Genomic DNA, 15,494 nt, shown 5'->3' with positions numbered 1-15,494 from the left:
GAATGTGCACTCTTCTGTTTTCAAGGATGTTTTGCATGCTCGTTCTGCTTTATCAATGGTACAAACGCCGCTTCAGCGATCCGCAAGCCATTGGCCTGCTAGTGATTCTGCTGGCGGCGTTTTGTATTTTGTTCTTCTTCAGCGGCTTGCTGGCACCGCTGCTGGTGGCATTAGTACTGGCGTATCTGCTTGAGTGGCCAACGGTACGTTTACAGCGGGTAGGCTGTAGCCGCACCTGGGCAACCAGCGTGGTGTTAGTGATATTTGCGGGCATTTTGTTGGTCATGGTGTTGATTGTCGCCCCCGTGGCCTGGCAGCAGGGTATTAATCTCACGCGTGATTTACCTAATATGCTGAATAAACTCTACGTATTTGCTGCCGGCTTGCCGAAGCGCTATCCGGCGCTGGTTGATGCCGGCATCATTGATATTATCGTTGAAAACCTGCGCAGCCGTTTAACGGGGCTGGGCGATTCGCTGGTGAAGTATTCGCTGGCGTCGCTGGTGGGATTGATGACGCTGATGATCTATCTGGTGCTGGTACCGCTAATGGTGTTCTTCCTGCTGAAAGATAAAGAGCAGATGCTGAACGCGGTACGTCGCGTGCTGCCGCGCAATCGCGGTCTGGCGGGCGTGGTATGGCAAGAGATGAATCAGCAAATCACCAACTACATCCGCGGCAAAGTTCTGGAAATGGTGGCGGTGGGGTTTGTCACCTGGCTGGCCTTCCTGATGCTAGGACTCAACTATTCCCTGTTGCTGGCGGTGCTGGTAGGCGTTTCGGTGTTGATTCCTTATATTGGCGCGATGGTCGTCACCCTTCCCGTGATCGGCGTCGGCTTGTTCCAGTGGGGATTAGGCAGCGATTTCTGGACGATGATCGCCATCTATCTGGTGATTCAGGCGCTGGATGGCAATATTCTGGTGCCGATTCTATTCTCTGAAGCGGTTAATTTGCATCCGCTGGTGATCATTCTGTCCGTGGTGATTTTTGGCGGAATGTGGGGATTCTGGGGCGTGTTCTTTGCGATTCCGTTGGCAACGCTGGTGAAGGCCGTGGTGCGTGCGTGGCCTGAAACGCCAGCGCTGGACGCGCCACACGCGGAATGACAGAAAACGGGTGCGATAGTCGCACCCGTTTTCTTTAGGCTGATTTCAAATAATCCAGCACGATATCGTGGTGGTTAGCGGTTTTGAAATCGTCGAACACTTTCTCGACCTTGCCTTCGCCATCGATCAGGAAGCTGATGCGGTGAATGCCGTCATAGGTTTTACCCATAAAGGTTTTCTCACCCCACACGCCAAACTGCTCGCACACCTGATGATCTTCATCGGATAGCAGCGTGAAATTCAGCATCTCTTTATCGGCAAAGCGCGACAGTTTCTCGGCTTTATCGGTGCTGATGCCCAGTACCGTGACACCCTCCGTTTTCAACTCATCCATGTTGTCGCGCAGACCGCAGGCCTGCACGGTGCAACCCGGCGTCATGGCTTTCGGATAGAAATAGACCAGAACACGCTGTCCCTGGAAGTCGGCCAAATTTACTTGTTCGCCGTCCTGATCGGGCAAGCTAAATTTCGGTGCAGTATCACCGGCTTTCAGTGGATTCATCACAACTCTCCATTTTTTCGACATGCTGTGGGTAATACACCATCAAGAGCGAAAGTGCCAGATGGGGTTTACCGTCAGGGTTATTTCACTACACGGTTTGCGTATGACGGCAGAGTGTGTGGCGAAATAACCCGGAGCCTGATTAAACGCTGCTGTCTGCATCGTCGGTGACACTATAAAGACGAATTGAGCCTTGTGCATGCAGTTCTTCACACAGCTGATTAAACGCCTGCTCAATTGGCGCGCTGACGGGATTTGCCGGGCTGTGCGCCGTCATCTGAATATAGAGCGTAGGCGCCACGTCGTCCTGTGCCGGTTTAATCCGCGAAACCAGTTCGGCGATATTCATCTGGTGTTTATCGAACAAATCGGTGAAACGCTCAATAATATGCGGTGAATCGGGCACTTCAACCTGCACCCAAACTGTTGCCGGCATCGGTGGCGTGGCGCGCGCATTGGTGCGTTTCATCACAATCAGCAGCTCCAGTTCGGCACCTTTCATCGGCAGCGTTGATTCAATCAGGGTTATCGCATTCCAGCTACCGGATAACAGCATAATAAAGGTGAACTCATCACCCAGCATTGCCAGGCGGCTGTCTTCAATATTACAGCCGCAGCTGCTGACGTGGCGGGTGATGGTATTGACGATACCTGGACGATCAACGCCCAACGCGGTGATCACCAGATGGTGAGGCTGTGACTGCGGCAAAATGGCATTTCCTGTACGTTCGCTAATAACCATAAGGTAAACATAAAAAAAACTGCTGACAAGGGCAGGAATGGCGTGGCTCACTTGCTTTTCTTTCAATGTAAAACGTAACATGAGGCACTTGTTTGTCGAGGGGATAGCCCATGTTCACCGGAAGTATTGTTGCGCTCATTACGCCAATGAATGAAAAAGGTAATGTCTGCCGCGAAAGTCTAAAAAAACTGATTGATTATCATGTTGCCAGCGGCACCGCGGCGATTGTTTCTGTTGGCACTACCGGCGAATCTGCCACGCTGAGCCATGAAGAGCATGGTGATGTTGTTATGCAAACGCTGGAACTGGCTGATGGCCGTATTCCGGTTATCGCAGGCACCGGCGCTAATGCCACAGCCGAAGGCATCTCTCTGACAAAACGCTTTACCGGCAGCGGTGTGGTGGGCTGTTTGACAGTAACGCCTTACTACAACCGTCCCACTCAGGAAGGGCTGTTCCAGCACTTTAAAGCCATTGCCGAAAGTACCGATCTGCCGCAGATGCTGTATAACGTTCCTTCGCGTACCGGTTGCGACATGCTGCCGGAAACCGTCGCGCGTTTGGCCGAAATAAAAAATATTATCGGAATCAAAGAGGCCACCGGGAACTTATCACGTATCTCACAGATCCAAGAGCTGGTTAATGATGAGTTCATCATCGTCAGTGGCGATGACGCCACGGCGCTGGACTCAATGCAACTGGGCGGCAAAGGCGTAATTTCGGTCACGGCTAACATTGCAGCGCGTGAAATGGTAGAACTCTGTGCCTTGGCGCAACAGGGCAAATTCGCCGAAGCGCGTCGCCTGAATCAGCGTCTGATGCATCTGCACCAGACGCTTTTCTGTGAACCCAATCCAATCCCGGTGAAATGGGCAGCAAAACAGCTAGGATTAATCGCGGATGACACGCTGCGCTTGCCAATGACGCCTCTGACCGATGCCGGTCAGACAAAAACGGCTCAAGCGCTGATTAAAGCGGGTCTGCGATAATTTAGGGAGAATCAATGAGTTATTCAGTTAAGCGCTCGACGCTGGCAACGGTTGTGGGCCTTTCCACCCTGATGCTGCTAACAGCGTGTTCCAACGATCAGCGTTATAAGCGCCAGGTCAGTGGTGATGAATCTTACCTGCAGGCGCCGGAACTGCATGATTTAAAAGCCCCGGCGGGCATGATTCTGCCGCTGCAGAATGGTGATTACGATGTTCCGCATAGCGTGGCAAAAGGCGCGGTAGGTAAAGAGCTCGATATTCGTCCACCTGCTCAGCCGCTGGCGCTGCTGAACGGTACGCGTGCGCAGTTCACCGGTAACACCGGCGTGCTGGCTATCGAAAGCAGCCGGGGTTCTATCTGGTCACAGGTTGTTGGCGTTATTCAGTCTTACAAATTCCCGATTGCCCAGCGTGATGATGCTTCACAGCAGCTGACCACCGATTGGGTGCAGTGGAACCGTGCAGACGAAGATAACCAGTATCGCGGTCGCTACCAGATCAGCGTACAGAATCAAAGCTACCAGCAAGTGCTGACGGTACGTCTGCTTGAGCTGCAGCAGTCAGGACAGGCCGTAACGTCTCCGGCGCAAATCCAACGCTATACCGGCCAGATGTTGAACGACATCAGCACCGGCCTGGATAAAGTGGATTCTGCCAGCCAGGATGCGGCCGCAAACCGCGCGACCGGACAGATTGATGTCCAGAGCGGTGCGGATGACACCGGTTTACCGCTGCTGATTCTGCGTGCACCGTTTAACGTCACCTGGCAGCGTTTGCCTGCAGCGCTAAAACGCGTGGGGATGGAAGTCACTGACGACAACCGTTCGCAAGGTAGCCTGAAAGTCACCTACAAGCAGCCGGGCAGCGGTGTGTGGGATGAAATTGGCGCCAAAGATCCGGAATTACCGAACGGCGATTACAAATTGCAAGTTGGCGATCTGGATAACCGCAGCAGTCTGCAGTTCATCGATCCAAAAGGTCATGTGCTAACCCAGACGCAGAATGATGCGCTGGTGCAAGTGATTCAAGGCGCGTTGAAATAAATTGCCAAAGGGCCGGAGATTCTCCGGCCTTTTTGTTTTGGATTTGTCATTCGTTTGCCGCCTTCCTGCATCTCGAATTATTTTGTGTATAATAGCGCCCGGCGAAGTAAACGATTGCGTCACGCAGTCGGCGCGCGGTGAAGCACCGCTGAACACGGGTTCTTTCATGTTTGGAGTTAACAAGATGCAAAAGCGAGCTGAGTTGTATCGCGGTAAAGCGAAAACCGTATACAGCACCGATAATCCGGATCTGCTGGTACTTGAATTCCGCAACGATACGTCAGCAGGAGACGGTGCACGAATCGAGCAGTTTGATCGCAAAGGAATGGTCAATAACAAGTTTAACCATTTCATCATGACCAAATTGCAGGAAGCGGGCATTCCTACCCAGATGGAAGCGCTGCTGTCAGATAACGAAGCGCTGGTGAAAAAGCTAGAGATGGTGCCGGTCGAGTGCGTGGTACGCAACCGTGCGGCAGGATCGCTGGTAAAACGTCTGGGCGTGGAGGAGGGCATTGTGCTCAATCCACCGCTGTTTGATCTCTTCCTGAAAGATGACGCTAAACACGACCCGATGGTCAACGAATCCTATTGCGAAACCTTCGGCTGGGTCAGCAAAGCCAACCTGGCGCGAATGCAAGAGCTGACCTTTAAAGCCAACGATGTGCTGAGCAAGCTGTTTGATGACGCGGGCTTAATCCTGGTCGACTTCAAGCTGGAATTTGGCCTGTTCAACGGCGAAGTGGTGCTCGGCGATGAGTTCTCGCCAGACGGCGCGCGTCTGTGGGATAAAAACACCCTGGACAAAATGGATAAAGACCGTTTCCGCCAGAGCCTCGGTGGGCTGGTTGAAGCCTACGAAGAAGTCGCCCAGCGTTTGGGTGTGAAGCTGGATTAAGTCCATCCATCAAGCTTGTAAGGTCGTCATTTATGACGACCTTTTTTATGTCCGCAATACAGGTCGTCATTAATGACGACCCTACGGTGTTATGTGACTACAACACTGGTGCTTCCCGCTGACGCCAACTAAAATCATGCCAAACATGTTTAAAGGAGTTAGACCATGCGCTGGCAAGGGCGTCGTGAGAGCGACAACGTAGAAGATCGACGCAATGACTCACCCGGCTTTGGCAGCGGCGGTGGGCGGCAAATCCGCATTCCACGCGGCAAAGGCGGCCTGATTTTACTGGTGGTAGTCGCCGTGGCGGGCTATTACGGTTACGATCTTACCGCGTTGCTGGAGGGCGGTGGCAGTGTCGCACCCACATCGCAGCAGCGTCAGGTGAACTCGGCGCAAAGTAATGAAGATGCCAAATTCACCTCGGTGATTCTGGCGACGACTGAGGATACCTGGAGCAAGCTGTTCCAGCAGATGAATAAACAGTACGTGCCGCCGAAGCTGGTGATGTACCGCGGTGCGACGCGTACTAATTGTGGTACCGGCCAATCGGCGATGGGACCGTTTTACTGTCCAGCCGACCAAACCGTCTATATCGACTTGTCGTTTTACGATGATATGAAAACCAAACTGGGTGCCGGCGGCGATTTTGCTCAGGGCTATGTCATTGCTCATGAAGTCGGCCATCACGTACAAAAACTGTTGGGCATTGAGCCTAAAGTTCGCCAGATGCAGCAGGGCGCGAGCCAGGTGCAGGCAAATCAGCTGTCGGTGAAAATGGAGTTGCAGGCTGACTGCTTCGCCGGCGTCTGGGGCCATTACATGCAGCAGCAGAACATCTTAGAAGTGGGCGATTTGCAGGAAGCGCTGAATGCCGCTGAAGCGATTGGCGACGATCGCCTGCAGCAGAAAGGGCAGGGCCGCGTCGTGCCGGATAGCTTCACTCATGGCACCTCGCAGCAGCGTTACACCTGGCTGAAGCGCGGTTTCGATAGTGGCGATCCGGGCCAGTGCAACACCTTCGCTAGCAACTGATGTCTTTAGTTGACGTGACGGCGGCAATGCAGCGTGCGGGCATTCGTCGCCTGTGCGCGATCGGCGGCGATGCCGATTGGGTATGGCAGCAAGCCGCCCGCTGGCGCGCAGAGCTACCCGGTGACTGGCTCACGCTCAGCGACAGCCATGAGTTTCCAGACGCCGTTGCGCCCACCGCACTGCGTACTTTGTTAGGGCGTGAATTCCAGCATGCAATCTTTGATGCGCGTGACGGTTTCCATGCCGAAGCCTTTGCGGCGCTGGCGGGCACCTTGCGTGCGGGCAGCTGGCTGTTGCTGCTGACGCCCGCGTGGGAAAGCTGGCCGAATCAACCTGATGCTGACAGCCTGCGCTGGGCTGATGTCGCAGAGCCCATCGCCACACCGCATTTCATCCAGCATCTGCAATCGCTTATGCTGCGCGATCCGCAGGTGATGTTACTGCGTCAACATCAGGCCGTGCGCCAGGCCGCCGGGATAGATTGGCCGGCGTGGCGCTGTCAGGCACCGCAGCAGCAGGCACAGATGCTGCAACAGCTTGCAGCAATACCCAAAGGCGTTGCGGTGATTACCGCCGCGCGCGGTCGTGGTAAATCAGCGCTAGCCGGCATGCTGGCGCTGCACAATCAGCACGCCTTAGTTACCGCGCCAGCCAAAGTTTCAACCGACGTGCTAGCCGCGTTTGCCGGTGAGCATTTCCGTTTTATGGCGCCGGATGCCATCCTCGCACTGGAATCGCCTCCACCGGCGCAATGGCTGATTGTTGATGAAGCGGCCGCGATCCCTGCGCCGCTGTTGCAGCAGCTGGTGCAACGCTTTCCACGCGTACTGCTCACCACCACCGTGCAAGGTTATGAAGGCACCGGGCGCGGTTTTATGCTGCGTTTCTGCGCCACGTTGCCCGATGTGCGCTACTTCCAGCTCGACGAGCCGTTGCGCTGGTCGCCCAACGATCCGCTGGAGCAGTGGCTCAGCCAGGCGCTGCTGTTTGAAGATGCGCAGGAAAACCGCGTAAACGCTGAAATCGCGATTTATCCAGCCACGCCACAACGCAATTTACCGGCGCTGGAAGCGGGTTATCGCCTGCTTGCCAGCGCGCACTATCGTACTTCACCGCTGGATTTGCGTCGGATGCTGGATGCGCCCGGCATGCGCTTTTGGTTAGCCGGCGAAGCTGAACACATCACCGGCGCGCTGTGGCTGGTGGAGGAGGGCGGTTTAGCGCAGCCGCTTGCCGATGCAGTATGGGCGGGTTACCGTCGGCCGCGCGGTAATCTGGTGGCACAGTCGCTAGCGGCACATGCCGGGTTCGCTGCGGCAGCAACATTGCGCTCACTGCGTATTAGCCGAATTGCGGTCCAGGCGGCCAAGCGCCAGCGCGGAATCGGCAAAACCCTGGTGGCTACCGCACGGCAAAAGGCACAGGATTATGACTACCTTTCCGTGAGCTTTGGCTACACTGAGGCGCTGTGGCAGTTCTGGCGCGCCTGTGGATTTACGCTGGTACGTATTGGTTCGCAGCGCGAAGCCAGCAGCGGTTGTTATGCCGCCATGGCGATGTTGGCGATCACGCCGGCGGGAAGCGCCTTACAGCAGCAGGCTGCACAGCGGCTCGCCCGTGATTGGCCGTGGCTACAAGATCTTATCGATCTGCCGTTGGTGATTGCTAGCGATGCCAATCAGCAACTGAATGAGGATGATGAGTGGCTGCTGGCAGGGTTTGCCTGGGCACTGCGACCGTTTGAAGCCAGCTATGCCGCGCTGCAGCGTTTGGTACGCCACTCTCCTTCACCGCTATTGAATGCCATCCTGCTGCAAAAACAAACGCTACACGATGTCGCGCAACATGTCGGTCTTAACGGGCGTAAAGCATTGATGCATAAGCTGCGCGGCGAGGTTGCGCAGGTGCTGATCCAACACGATGCACAAGCCGCAGATCGCTGGCAGCAGCGGCTCCGCTCGTTGCAATAAATCCATTATCTCGTTCAAATTTTCCCGATATCTCTGTGCGAGCAGCGGCGTATAGTGATTGCAGGAGGATCTTATGGCACTACGATATGTAATTGTTCAGCAGCCGAGCAGTGCAGCACAGCTGTTTCTGCTGTATCACGGCGTAAACGATAACCCTGATTCGATGGCGCAGATTGGCAGCTGGTTCGCCAAAGCGTTTCCGCAGGCGCTGGTGGTTTCCGTTGGTGCGCCCTATGCCGGCAGTGCGCCGCAGGGTCGGCAATGGTTTGTCGAAATTCCGCCGCACGATCGTTCGGAGCAGCAGGGCGTGGATGCGATAATGCCTGAATTCATCGCCTCGGTGCGTCACTGGCAGCAGGAGAGCGGCGTTCGTGCTGAAGCCACTGCACTGGTAGGATTTTCGCAAGGTGGAATGATGGTGCTGGAAGGCATAAAAGCGCAGCCGGATCTGGCAGGGCGAGCCATTGTGTTTAGCGGACGCTACGCCACGCTGCCGCAGCGTGCAACCACGCGCAACACCATCCATTTGATTCATGGCGATGAAGACGATCAGATTCCGCTACAGCATGCGGAGGCGGCAAAGCAGCGGCTCATTTTATTAGGCGGCGATGTGACGCTGGATATTGTTGAAGACTTGCCACACGCGATTGACGACCGCAGCATGGAACTGGCGCTCAATCACCTGCGCTATACCGTGCCGCGTCGTTACTTCGATGAAGCGTTGAGCGGTGCTAAGCCTGGCGATGATGATGTGGTGATGATGATCTAAATTTCTATCTGCGCACTTCGTAGCGGCGCGATTTATCGCGCATTGTTACAGCGAAACTGCTGCTAAACACGCGCGATAAATCGCGCCGCTACGGGTAAAGAGGCTGATTTAACGATAGTTATTTCTTTTTCGGCCAGTCGTCCTCATCATCCCATTTATCGTTAAAATCACGATGCGGCGGCAAATCCGGCTTGTTTTCCATGAATTTTTTATGGTCAATACGTTTTAGGTCTTTGTAAACGTTCATCAAAATACCGACCATTAGCAGGATCACCAGGATCCACCAGTACTCTTTAAAGAATTCCATCCCTTATCTCCTTCTGCGCGCTTAGGCGATCAGCTGTTCCATGATGCGCTGGTACATACGGCTCAACATCTGCAAATCTGACGCCTTCACGCACTCATTAATCTTATGAATGGTGGCATTCACCGGGCCCAGCTCTACCACTTGCGCTCCCATGCGGGCGATGAAGCGCCCATCGGAGGTGCCGCCGGTGGTGAGCAACTGCGGCTTAATCTCATTATAGTGCGTGACAGCATTCACTACGGCATCAACCAGCTTACCGCGTGAAGTCAGGAACGGCTGACCGGAAACATTCCACTCCAGCGTATAGCGTAACTGGTGACGATCCAGCAACGCTGCCACGCGATCTTTAATCATTTGATCGGTGAGCTGCGTGCTGAAGCGGAAGTTAAACTGCACAAAGCATTCACCGGGGATCACGTTATTGCTGCCGGTACCCGCCTGTACATTGGCAATTTGCATGCTGGTGGGCGGGAAGAATTCGTTACCTTCATCCCACACCGTCGCCACCAACTCATTCAACGCGGGCATGGCGCGATGTACCGGATTATCCGCCAGATGCGGATACGCCACATGGCCCTGCACGCCGTGAAGGGTTAGATTTGCCGTCATGGATCCGCGACGACCGTTTTTCACCACGTCGCCAACAATCTCGGTGCTTGACGGCTCGCCGACCAGGCAGTAATCCATGCGTTCGTTGCGCGCCATTAAACGCTCAACCACTTTTACCGTACCGTTAACCGCGCTGGCTTCTTCATCCGAGGTAATCAGGAAAGCCAGACGCCCTTTATGCTGAGGATGAGCGGCGACAAAGCGTTCTGCTGCCACCACCATCGCCGCCAGTGAGCCCTTCATGTCAGCTGCACCGCGGCCAAACAGCATGCCGTCGCGGATGCTGGGTTCGAACGGCGGGCTGATCCAGCGATTGGCATCGCCTGGCGGCACCACATCGGTATGACCCGCAAATGCCAGCGTTTCGCCCTGACCGCGCGTTGCCCAAAAGTTTAGCGTATCGCCAATGTGCATCGGCTCAACGCGAAAGCCGATAGCCTCCAGACGCGCAATCAGCAACGCCTGGCAACCGGCATCATCCGGGCTGAGAGAGGGGCGACGGATAAGCTGCTGAGCCAGCTCAATGACCGGACAAAACATGTTATGACTTCTCCTGGATAAACGCGTGGTAAAGGGAATCGTTGAAGCCGACCAGCAGATCGCCCTGCGGCGACGCCAATACCGGGCGCTTGATGATGGCCGGCTGGGCGAGCATCACGGCTTTGGCGCTGTCTGCATCGTTAACGGCCGCGCGCTCGGCTTCTGGCAGCTTACGCCAGGTGGTGCCCCGCGTGTTGAGTAGCGCTTCATAACCTAACTGATCAATAAAAGATTGCAGCAGCGCATCATCAAGGCCATCAACGCGATAATCATGAAAACGATAGTCGATGCCGGATGATGCTAAAGAGTTGCGTGCTTTTTTTATCGTGTCGCAATTTTTAATTCCGTACATCACCCACTGCGCTGTCATCGCTTATTCCCATTTTGATAAAAATAAAGCGCGAGTTTACCACAGCGCTCTAAGTGCCGTGAGCGTTGACGGCGGCTGTACGCTTTATTGCTGGATTTTTCATGACAATTTTACGGTGATAAATTTTATTACTTAGATCCAGTAAGCGCTTTCATTCACGCCTTCAATAATCACCTGCAGCATCATCAGGCCACTAAGGATTATCTTAAGCGTAAATGTGTGCTACTCAATGCAAAACTCACTTTTTTCTAGCTGCATTAGCGGGTTGCTGAAATGTGCGTCAGTACGCAATTTCAGAAAATTGCAGCTTTTGTTTACTTTTGCCGATAGTGATAACAGGTGGAAGCGTATTCACCTGTAGAAAAAATCGGCGTAGAATCGCCACTACAATAAGAGAGGGTTTTATGGTCGACACTGAAATGGGAAACTGGAAAGAATTTATCGAAGCGATGTTACGTAAGTAACACGTGAAGAGAAAAGCAGGGCACTTCCCAACTTGCTGTAATTCTTACCACACACAACAATAAAGCCGCCATGTATGCAATGGCGGCTTTTTTATTGCGTCGTCACGGGCCTTTAAAACGGTCGCCATAAATGGCGATCCTACGGTTGGGGTATGCACGAACGTAGGGGCGTCATTTATGACGACCTAATAAACTTAATCGTGCGGCTTCTCTTTCAGCGGGAATCTTCGGCGGACCACCACGAAGAACAGCGGCACGAAGAAGATGGCCAATACGGTGGCCGAGATCATCCCCCCCATTACACCGGTACCCACCGCGTGCTGGCTGCCGGAACCTGCGCCACTGCTGATCGCCATCGGCAATACGCCAAAGATAAACGCCAGCGAGGTCATCAAAATCGGGCGCAGACGTTGACGTGAGGCTTCCAGCGTCGATTCCAGCAGTTCCCTGCCTTTGCTGTTGATCTCATTGGCAAATTCCACAATAAGAATGGCATTCTTTGCCGAAAGGCCGATAACGGTGAGCAATCCCACCTGAAAATAAACGTCGTTCTCCAGTCCGCGCAGCCATGTCGCCACCAGTGCGCCCACGACGCCGAGCGGCACCACCAGCATTACCGAGAAAGGAATCGACCAGCTCTCATATAAGGCCGCCAGACACAGGAACACTACCAGCAGCGAAATGGCATAGAGCGCCGGCGCCTGTGAGCCGGACAAGCGTTCCTGATAGGATGCGCCAGTCCACTGGAAGCCTACGCCCAGCGGTAACTGCCCGACCAGTTTTTCCATGACGTCCATCGCGGTGCCGCTGCTGACACCGTTTGCCGCCTCGCCAACAATCTCCAGTGAAGAGTATCCGTTGTAACGTTCCAGACGCGGCGAACCGGTTTCCCAATGGCTGGTGGCGAAGGCCGAGAAGGGCACCATGCCGCCGCTGTTGTTGCGCACATACCACTTATTCACATCTTCCGGCAGCATACGGAACTCTGCCGCGGCCTGTACATAAACCTTCTTAACGCGTCCGCGATCGAGGAAGTCATTAACGTAGGTTGAACCCCACGCGGTGGTTAAAGTGTCGTTGATGGTGTCCAGCGATACGCCGAGCGCCTGCGCTTTACGCTGATCGACATCGATCTGTAACTGTGGACTGTCATCAAGGCCGTTGTGACGCACGCGCGACAGCGACGGATTGCTGTCCGCCAGCTCCAGCAATTTATCGCGCATCGCCATTAGCTGGGTATGCCCGATGCCGCCGTGATCCTGCAGTTCCATGTCGAAGCCCGATGAGCTACCCATGCCGGTAATCGCTGGTGGACTGCTGGCAATCACGCGCGCTTCTTTAATCTTGTGGAAAGCTTTCGTTGCCCGTTCGATGATCGCGAAAGAGGTGCGATCGCTGCCTGGACGTGCTTCCCAATCTTTCAACCGCACAAACAGGCGCGCTACGTTCTGTCCGTTGCCGCCAGGACCGGCACCGATGGTTGAGAACACCGAGAGCACGTTATCTTTCTCGCTGGTCATGTAGTAATTTTCGACTTTTGCCACCACGTCTGAGGTTTGCTCCAGAGTGGCACCGGCGGGTAATTGCACCTGCGTCAGAAACACGCCGCGGTCTTCCAGCGGCAGGAAGGAGGTTGGCAGGCGAATAAACAGAAACGCCATCACGCCGATAATGGCGAGATAGAGCAACAGCCAGCGCCCGCCTTTCAGTAGAATTTTTGCCACGCCGCGCTCATAGCGCTCCGCGCTGGCGTTGAATGTACGGTTGAACCAGCCGAAGAAGCCGCTGCGGCCATGATGATGGCCCTGCGCCAGCGGTTTCAGCAGCGTCGAACAGAGCGCGGGCGTGAGAATCATCGCCACCAATACTGACAGCACCATTGCCGAAACAATGGTGATTGAGAATTGACGATAGATCGCGCCCACCGTGCCGCCAAAGAACGCCATCGGTACAAATACCGCCGACAGCACCAGCGCAATGCCCACCAGCGCACCCTGAATCTGTCCCATCGATTTGCGCGTCGCCGCGCGCGGTGAAAGGCCTTCTTCGCTCATGATGCGCTCAACGTTTTCCACCACCACGATGGCATCATCCACCAGCAAGCCGATGGCGAGTACCATGGCGAACATGGTGAGCGTATTGATGCTGTAGCCAAAGGCGTAGAGCACCGCAAAGGTGCCAAGCAGCACCACCGGCACCGCAATGGTAGGAATCAGCGTAGCGCGGAAATTTTGCAGGAACAGATACATCACCAGGAACACCAGCAGGATGGCTTCCAGCAGGGTTTTTACCACGTCCGTAATTGAGGCTTTAACGAACGGCGTGGTTTCATAGGCGACTTTAGCTTCCAGCCCGTGCGGGAAGTAGTGTGATAGCTCCGCGATGCGCGCGCGGACCAGCTTGTCGGTGTTCATCTCGTTGGCGCCAGATGCCAGCTTGATACCAAGCCCGGAAGCCGCCTGGCCATTGTAGCGGCTAAGGAAGTCATATTTCTCCGCGCCCATCGCCACGTTCGCCACGTCGCCCAGCGTTACCACTGAGCCATCGCTGTTGGTTTTCAGCGTCACCGCTTTGAACTGCTCGGGCGTTTGCAGCATCGATTGCGCATTTACCGTGGCGTTAAGCGCCTGCTTGTCCACCGATGGCAACCCGCCCACCTGACCCACCGCTACCTGAGTGTTCTGTGATTCAATGGCGCTGACCACGTCTTCGGTCGTCAGCGCATAGGCAATCAGCTTGTTAGGATCGAGCCAGATACGCATCGCATATTGCGAACCGTAGGCATCCACCTGGCCCACACCGTCAATGCGGCTCAGCGGATCCTGAATGTTACTGGCGACATAATCTGAAATATCCTGCTTGTCCATACTGCCGTCGGTCGAGACAAAGGCAATCATCAGGATGTTGCTATCACCGGTTTTATTTACCGTCACGCCCTGTGATTGTACCGCCGCGGGTAGTTTGCGCAGCGCACTTTGCAGCTGGTTCTGTACCTGCTGACGCGCTTCGTCGGGATTGGTACCGGCCGTAAAGGTGAGAGTGATTTGAGCCTGGCCGGTATTGCTGCTGTTCGAGGACATGTACATCAGGTTATCGATACCGGTCATGTTCTGTTCGATAACCTGCGTGACGGTATTTTCCAGCGTCTCCGCCGATGCCCCGGGATAGTTCGCGGTGATACGCACGTTAGGCGGCGCGAGATCGGGATACTGCTCAATCGGCAGCGAGATGATCGCTAGCGTGCCGCACAGGCAGAGCAAAATAGACAGAACCCAGGCAAAAATGGGGCGGTCGATAAAAAAATTCGACATGGAACCGACACTCCTCAGCTGCGTATTTTTTACTTTTATTATGTTGAGCGCGAAGTAAGGATGGCTTCACGCTGGCGGAGTGCAAAGTGCTCTCTCAGAAAACTCCTGCTGCTGCTACTCTACGCGGCACAAATTAGAGAATCGTGGATAAATTAAGGAGAAAGTGTAAATGTGGTCGCGGCTTTCTGTGCGCTGCTACACATTACGGCTCTCCAGCCACAATACCGTGGCGGCCACGCGCGAGCGCACGTCCAGCTTGCGCAGCAGATTGCGAATATGCACTTTTACCGTCTCTTCGGAGATATGCAGGGTTGTTGCGATCTCTTTGTTCGACAAGCCGCGCGCCACTTCCTGCAGCACATCCAGCTCGCGTTCGGTGAGCTGCTTAAACGGATTCGAGGTTGGCTGGCGCGTGGTGAGGTAGTCGGCGACCGTTTCGCTAAATACATTCTCACCTTTGGCTCCCCGCATGATCTGCGCCAGCAACAGCTCAGGTTCACTGTCTTTCAGCAGATAACCGTCGGCGCCGGCATCCACCATGGCGTAAATATCATTGCGCGCATCGGAAACCGTTAATATCAAAATGCGTGCGGCAATGCCTTCGTTACGCAGGGCTTTCAGCGTATCCAGCCCGGACATGCCTTTCATATTGAGGTCCAGCAGGATGACATCGGGTGATAGCCGACGCGCTTCTGCCAGCGCTTCGGTGCCATTATTCGCCTCGGCCACCACTTCCAGGCGAGGCTCCAGCGCCAGAAGCTGGCGGATACCGCGGCGCATCAGCGGATGATCGTCAACGATCATAATTGTCAGGGAAGGGTTGGCCATAATGTCTC

15 protein-coding genes are annotated in these 15,494 nt (G+C 54.7%); 8 read left to right on the top strand and 7 right to left on the bottom strand.

The window, feature by feature from the left end; genetic code table 11:
- Positions 1–35: 35 nt before the first annotated feature.
- Entirely contained in the window at positions 36–1,109 is a 1,074-nt protein-coding gene (locus AC07WB_RS14060) for an AI-2E family transporter (protein ID WP_494940690.1), read from the top strand.
- Between the two features lie 34 nt (positions 1,110–1,143).
- Here the strand turns inward: AC07WB_RS14060 and bcp are convergent, their stop codons facing one another.
- Both bcp and AC07WB_RS14050 read right to left on the bottom strand, forming a co-directional pair.
- Complete coding sequence (bcp, locus tag AC07WB_RS14055) at positions 1,144–1,611, bottom strand: thioredoxin-dependent thiol peroxidase (RefSeq protein ID WP_097096465.1); 468 nt, start codon at positions 1,609–1,611, stop codon at positions 1,144–1,146.
- Between the two features lie 142 nt (positions 1,612–1,753).
- A complete protein-coding gene (locus AC07WB_RS14050) occupies positions 1,754–2,320 on the bottom strand; it encodes a glycine cleavage system transcriptional repressor (RefSeq protein ID WP_097097667.1) in 567 nt (188 codons plus the stop codon).
- Between the two features lie 143 nt (positions 2,321–2,463).
- Here AC07WB_RS14050 and dapA point away from each other — a divergent pair, with 143 nt between their 5' ends.
- The 6 genes from dapA to ypfH all read left to right on the top strand — a co-directional run bounded on the left by dapA (position 2,464) and on the right by ypfH (position 9,057).
- The gene (gene dapA / locus AC07WB_RS14045) at positions 2,464–3,342 is read left to right on the top strand and encodes a 4-hydroxy-tetrahydrodipicolinate synthase (RefSeq protein WP_345828766.1); all 879 of its coding nucleotides are present in this window, start codon (positions 2,464–2,466) and stop codon (positions 3,340–3,342) included.
- Between the two features lie 14 nt (positions 3,343–3,356).
- Positions 3,357–4,385, top strand: a complete 1,029-nt coding sequence (bamC, locus tag AC07WB_RS14040) for an outer membrane protein assembly factor BamC (RefSeq protein ID WP_097096467.1) — start codon at positions 3,357–3,359, stop codon at positions 4,383–4,385.
- 184 nt (positions 4,386–4,569) lie between these two features.
- A complete protein-coding gene (gene purC / locus AC07WB_RS14035) occupies positions 4,570–5,283 on the top strand; it encodes a phosphoribosylaminoimidazolesuccinocarboxamide synthase (RefSeq protein WP_097097668.1) in 714 nt (237 codons plus the stop codon).
- Between the two features lie 165 nt (positions 5,284–5,448).
- Complete coding sequence (ypfJ, locus tag AC07WB_RS14030) at positions 5,449–6,318, top strand: KPN_02809 family neutral zinc metallopeptidase (protein WP_097096468.1); 870 nt, start codon at positions 5,449–5,451, stop codon at positions 6,316–6,318.
- Positions 6,318–8,288 carry a tRNA(Met) cytidine acetyltransferase TmcA gene (locus tag AC07WB_RS14025; protein ID WP_494940689.1) on the top strand — a complete coding sequence of 657 codons (1,971 nt, stop codon included), beginning with the start codon at positions 6,318–6,320 and terminating at the stop codon, positions 8,286–8,288. Before ypfJ ends, AC07WB_RS14025 begins: the two co-directional genes overlap by 1 nt.
- 73 nt (positions 8,289–8,361) lie before the next feature.
- Positions 8,362–9,057 (top strand): esterase, encoded by a 696-nt coding sequence (gene ypfH, locus AC07WB_RS14020; protein WP_097096470.1) that lies wholly within the window; start codon positions 8,362–8,364, stop codon positions 9,055–9,057.
- 118 nt (positions 9,058–9,175) lie between these two features.
- Here ypfH and AC07WB_RS14015 read toward each other — a convergent pair whose 3' ends face one another.
- The 3 genes from AC07WB_RS14015 to AC07WB_RS14005 are packed head-to-tail and all read right to left on the bottom strand — an operon-like array spanning position 9,176 to position 10,883.
- Complete coding sequence (locus AC07WB_RS14015) at positions 9,176–9,364, bottom strand: YpfN family protein (protein ID WP_097096471.1); 189 nt, start codon at positions 9,362–9,364, stop codon at positions 9,176–9,178.
- A gap of 21 nt (positions 9,365–9,385) precedes the next feature.
- The gene (gene dapE / locus AC07WB_RS14010) at positions 9,386–10,513 is read right to left on the bottom strand and encodes a succinyl-diaminopimelate desuccinylase (RefSeq protein WP_345828771.1); all 1,128 of its coding nucleotides are present in this window, start codon (positions 10,511–10,513) and stop codon (positions 9,386–9,388) included.
- 1 nt (position 10,514) lies between these two features.
- Positions 10,515–10,883 carry an ArsC family reductase gene (locus AC07WB_RS14005; protein ID WP_097096473.1) on the bottom strand — a complete coding sequence of 123 codons (369 nt, stop codon included), beginning with the start codon at positions 10,881–10,883 and terminating at the stop codon, positions 10,515–10,517.
- A gap of 404 nt (positions 10,884–11,287) precedes the next feature.
- Between AC07WB_RS14005 and ypfM the strand changes: the two genes are divergently transcribed.
- On the top strand, positions 11,288–11,347 hold the full coding sequence (ypfM, locus tag AC07WB_RS14000) for a protein YpfM (RefSeq protein WP_137386901.1): 60 nt from the start codon (positions 11,288–11,290) through the stop codon (positions 11,345–11,347).
- Between the two features lie 194 nt (positions 11,348–11,541).
- On the opposite strand, the gene acrD is transcribed toward ypfM, so the two are convergent.
- Entirely contained in the window at positions 11,542–14,658 is a 3,117-nt protein-coding gene (acrD, locus tag AC07WB_RS13995) for a multidrug efflux RND transporter permease AcrD (protein WP_097096474.1), read from the bottom strand.
- Between the two features lie 195 nt (positions 14,659–14,853).
- Positions 14,854–15,486 carry a response regulator gene (locus AC07WB_RS13990; RefSeq protein WP_097096475.1) on the bottom strand — a complete coding sequence of 211 codons (633 nt, stop codon included), beginning with the start codon at positions 15,484–15,486 and terminating at the stop codon, positions 14,854–14,856.
- Positions 15,487–15,494 lie beyond the last annotated feature (8 nt).

This window comes from Pantoea sp. GW821-FHT03E06 (genome assembly GCF_059420725.1).
The sequence above is the reverse complement of the archived record's forward strand: the minus strand, read 5'-3'. Positions and strand labels throughout refer to the sequence as shown.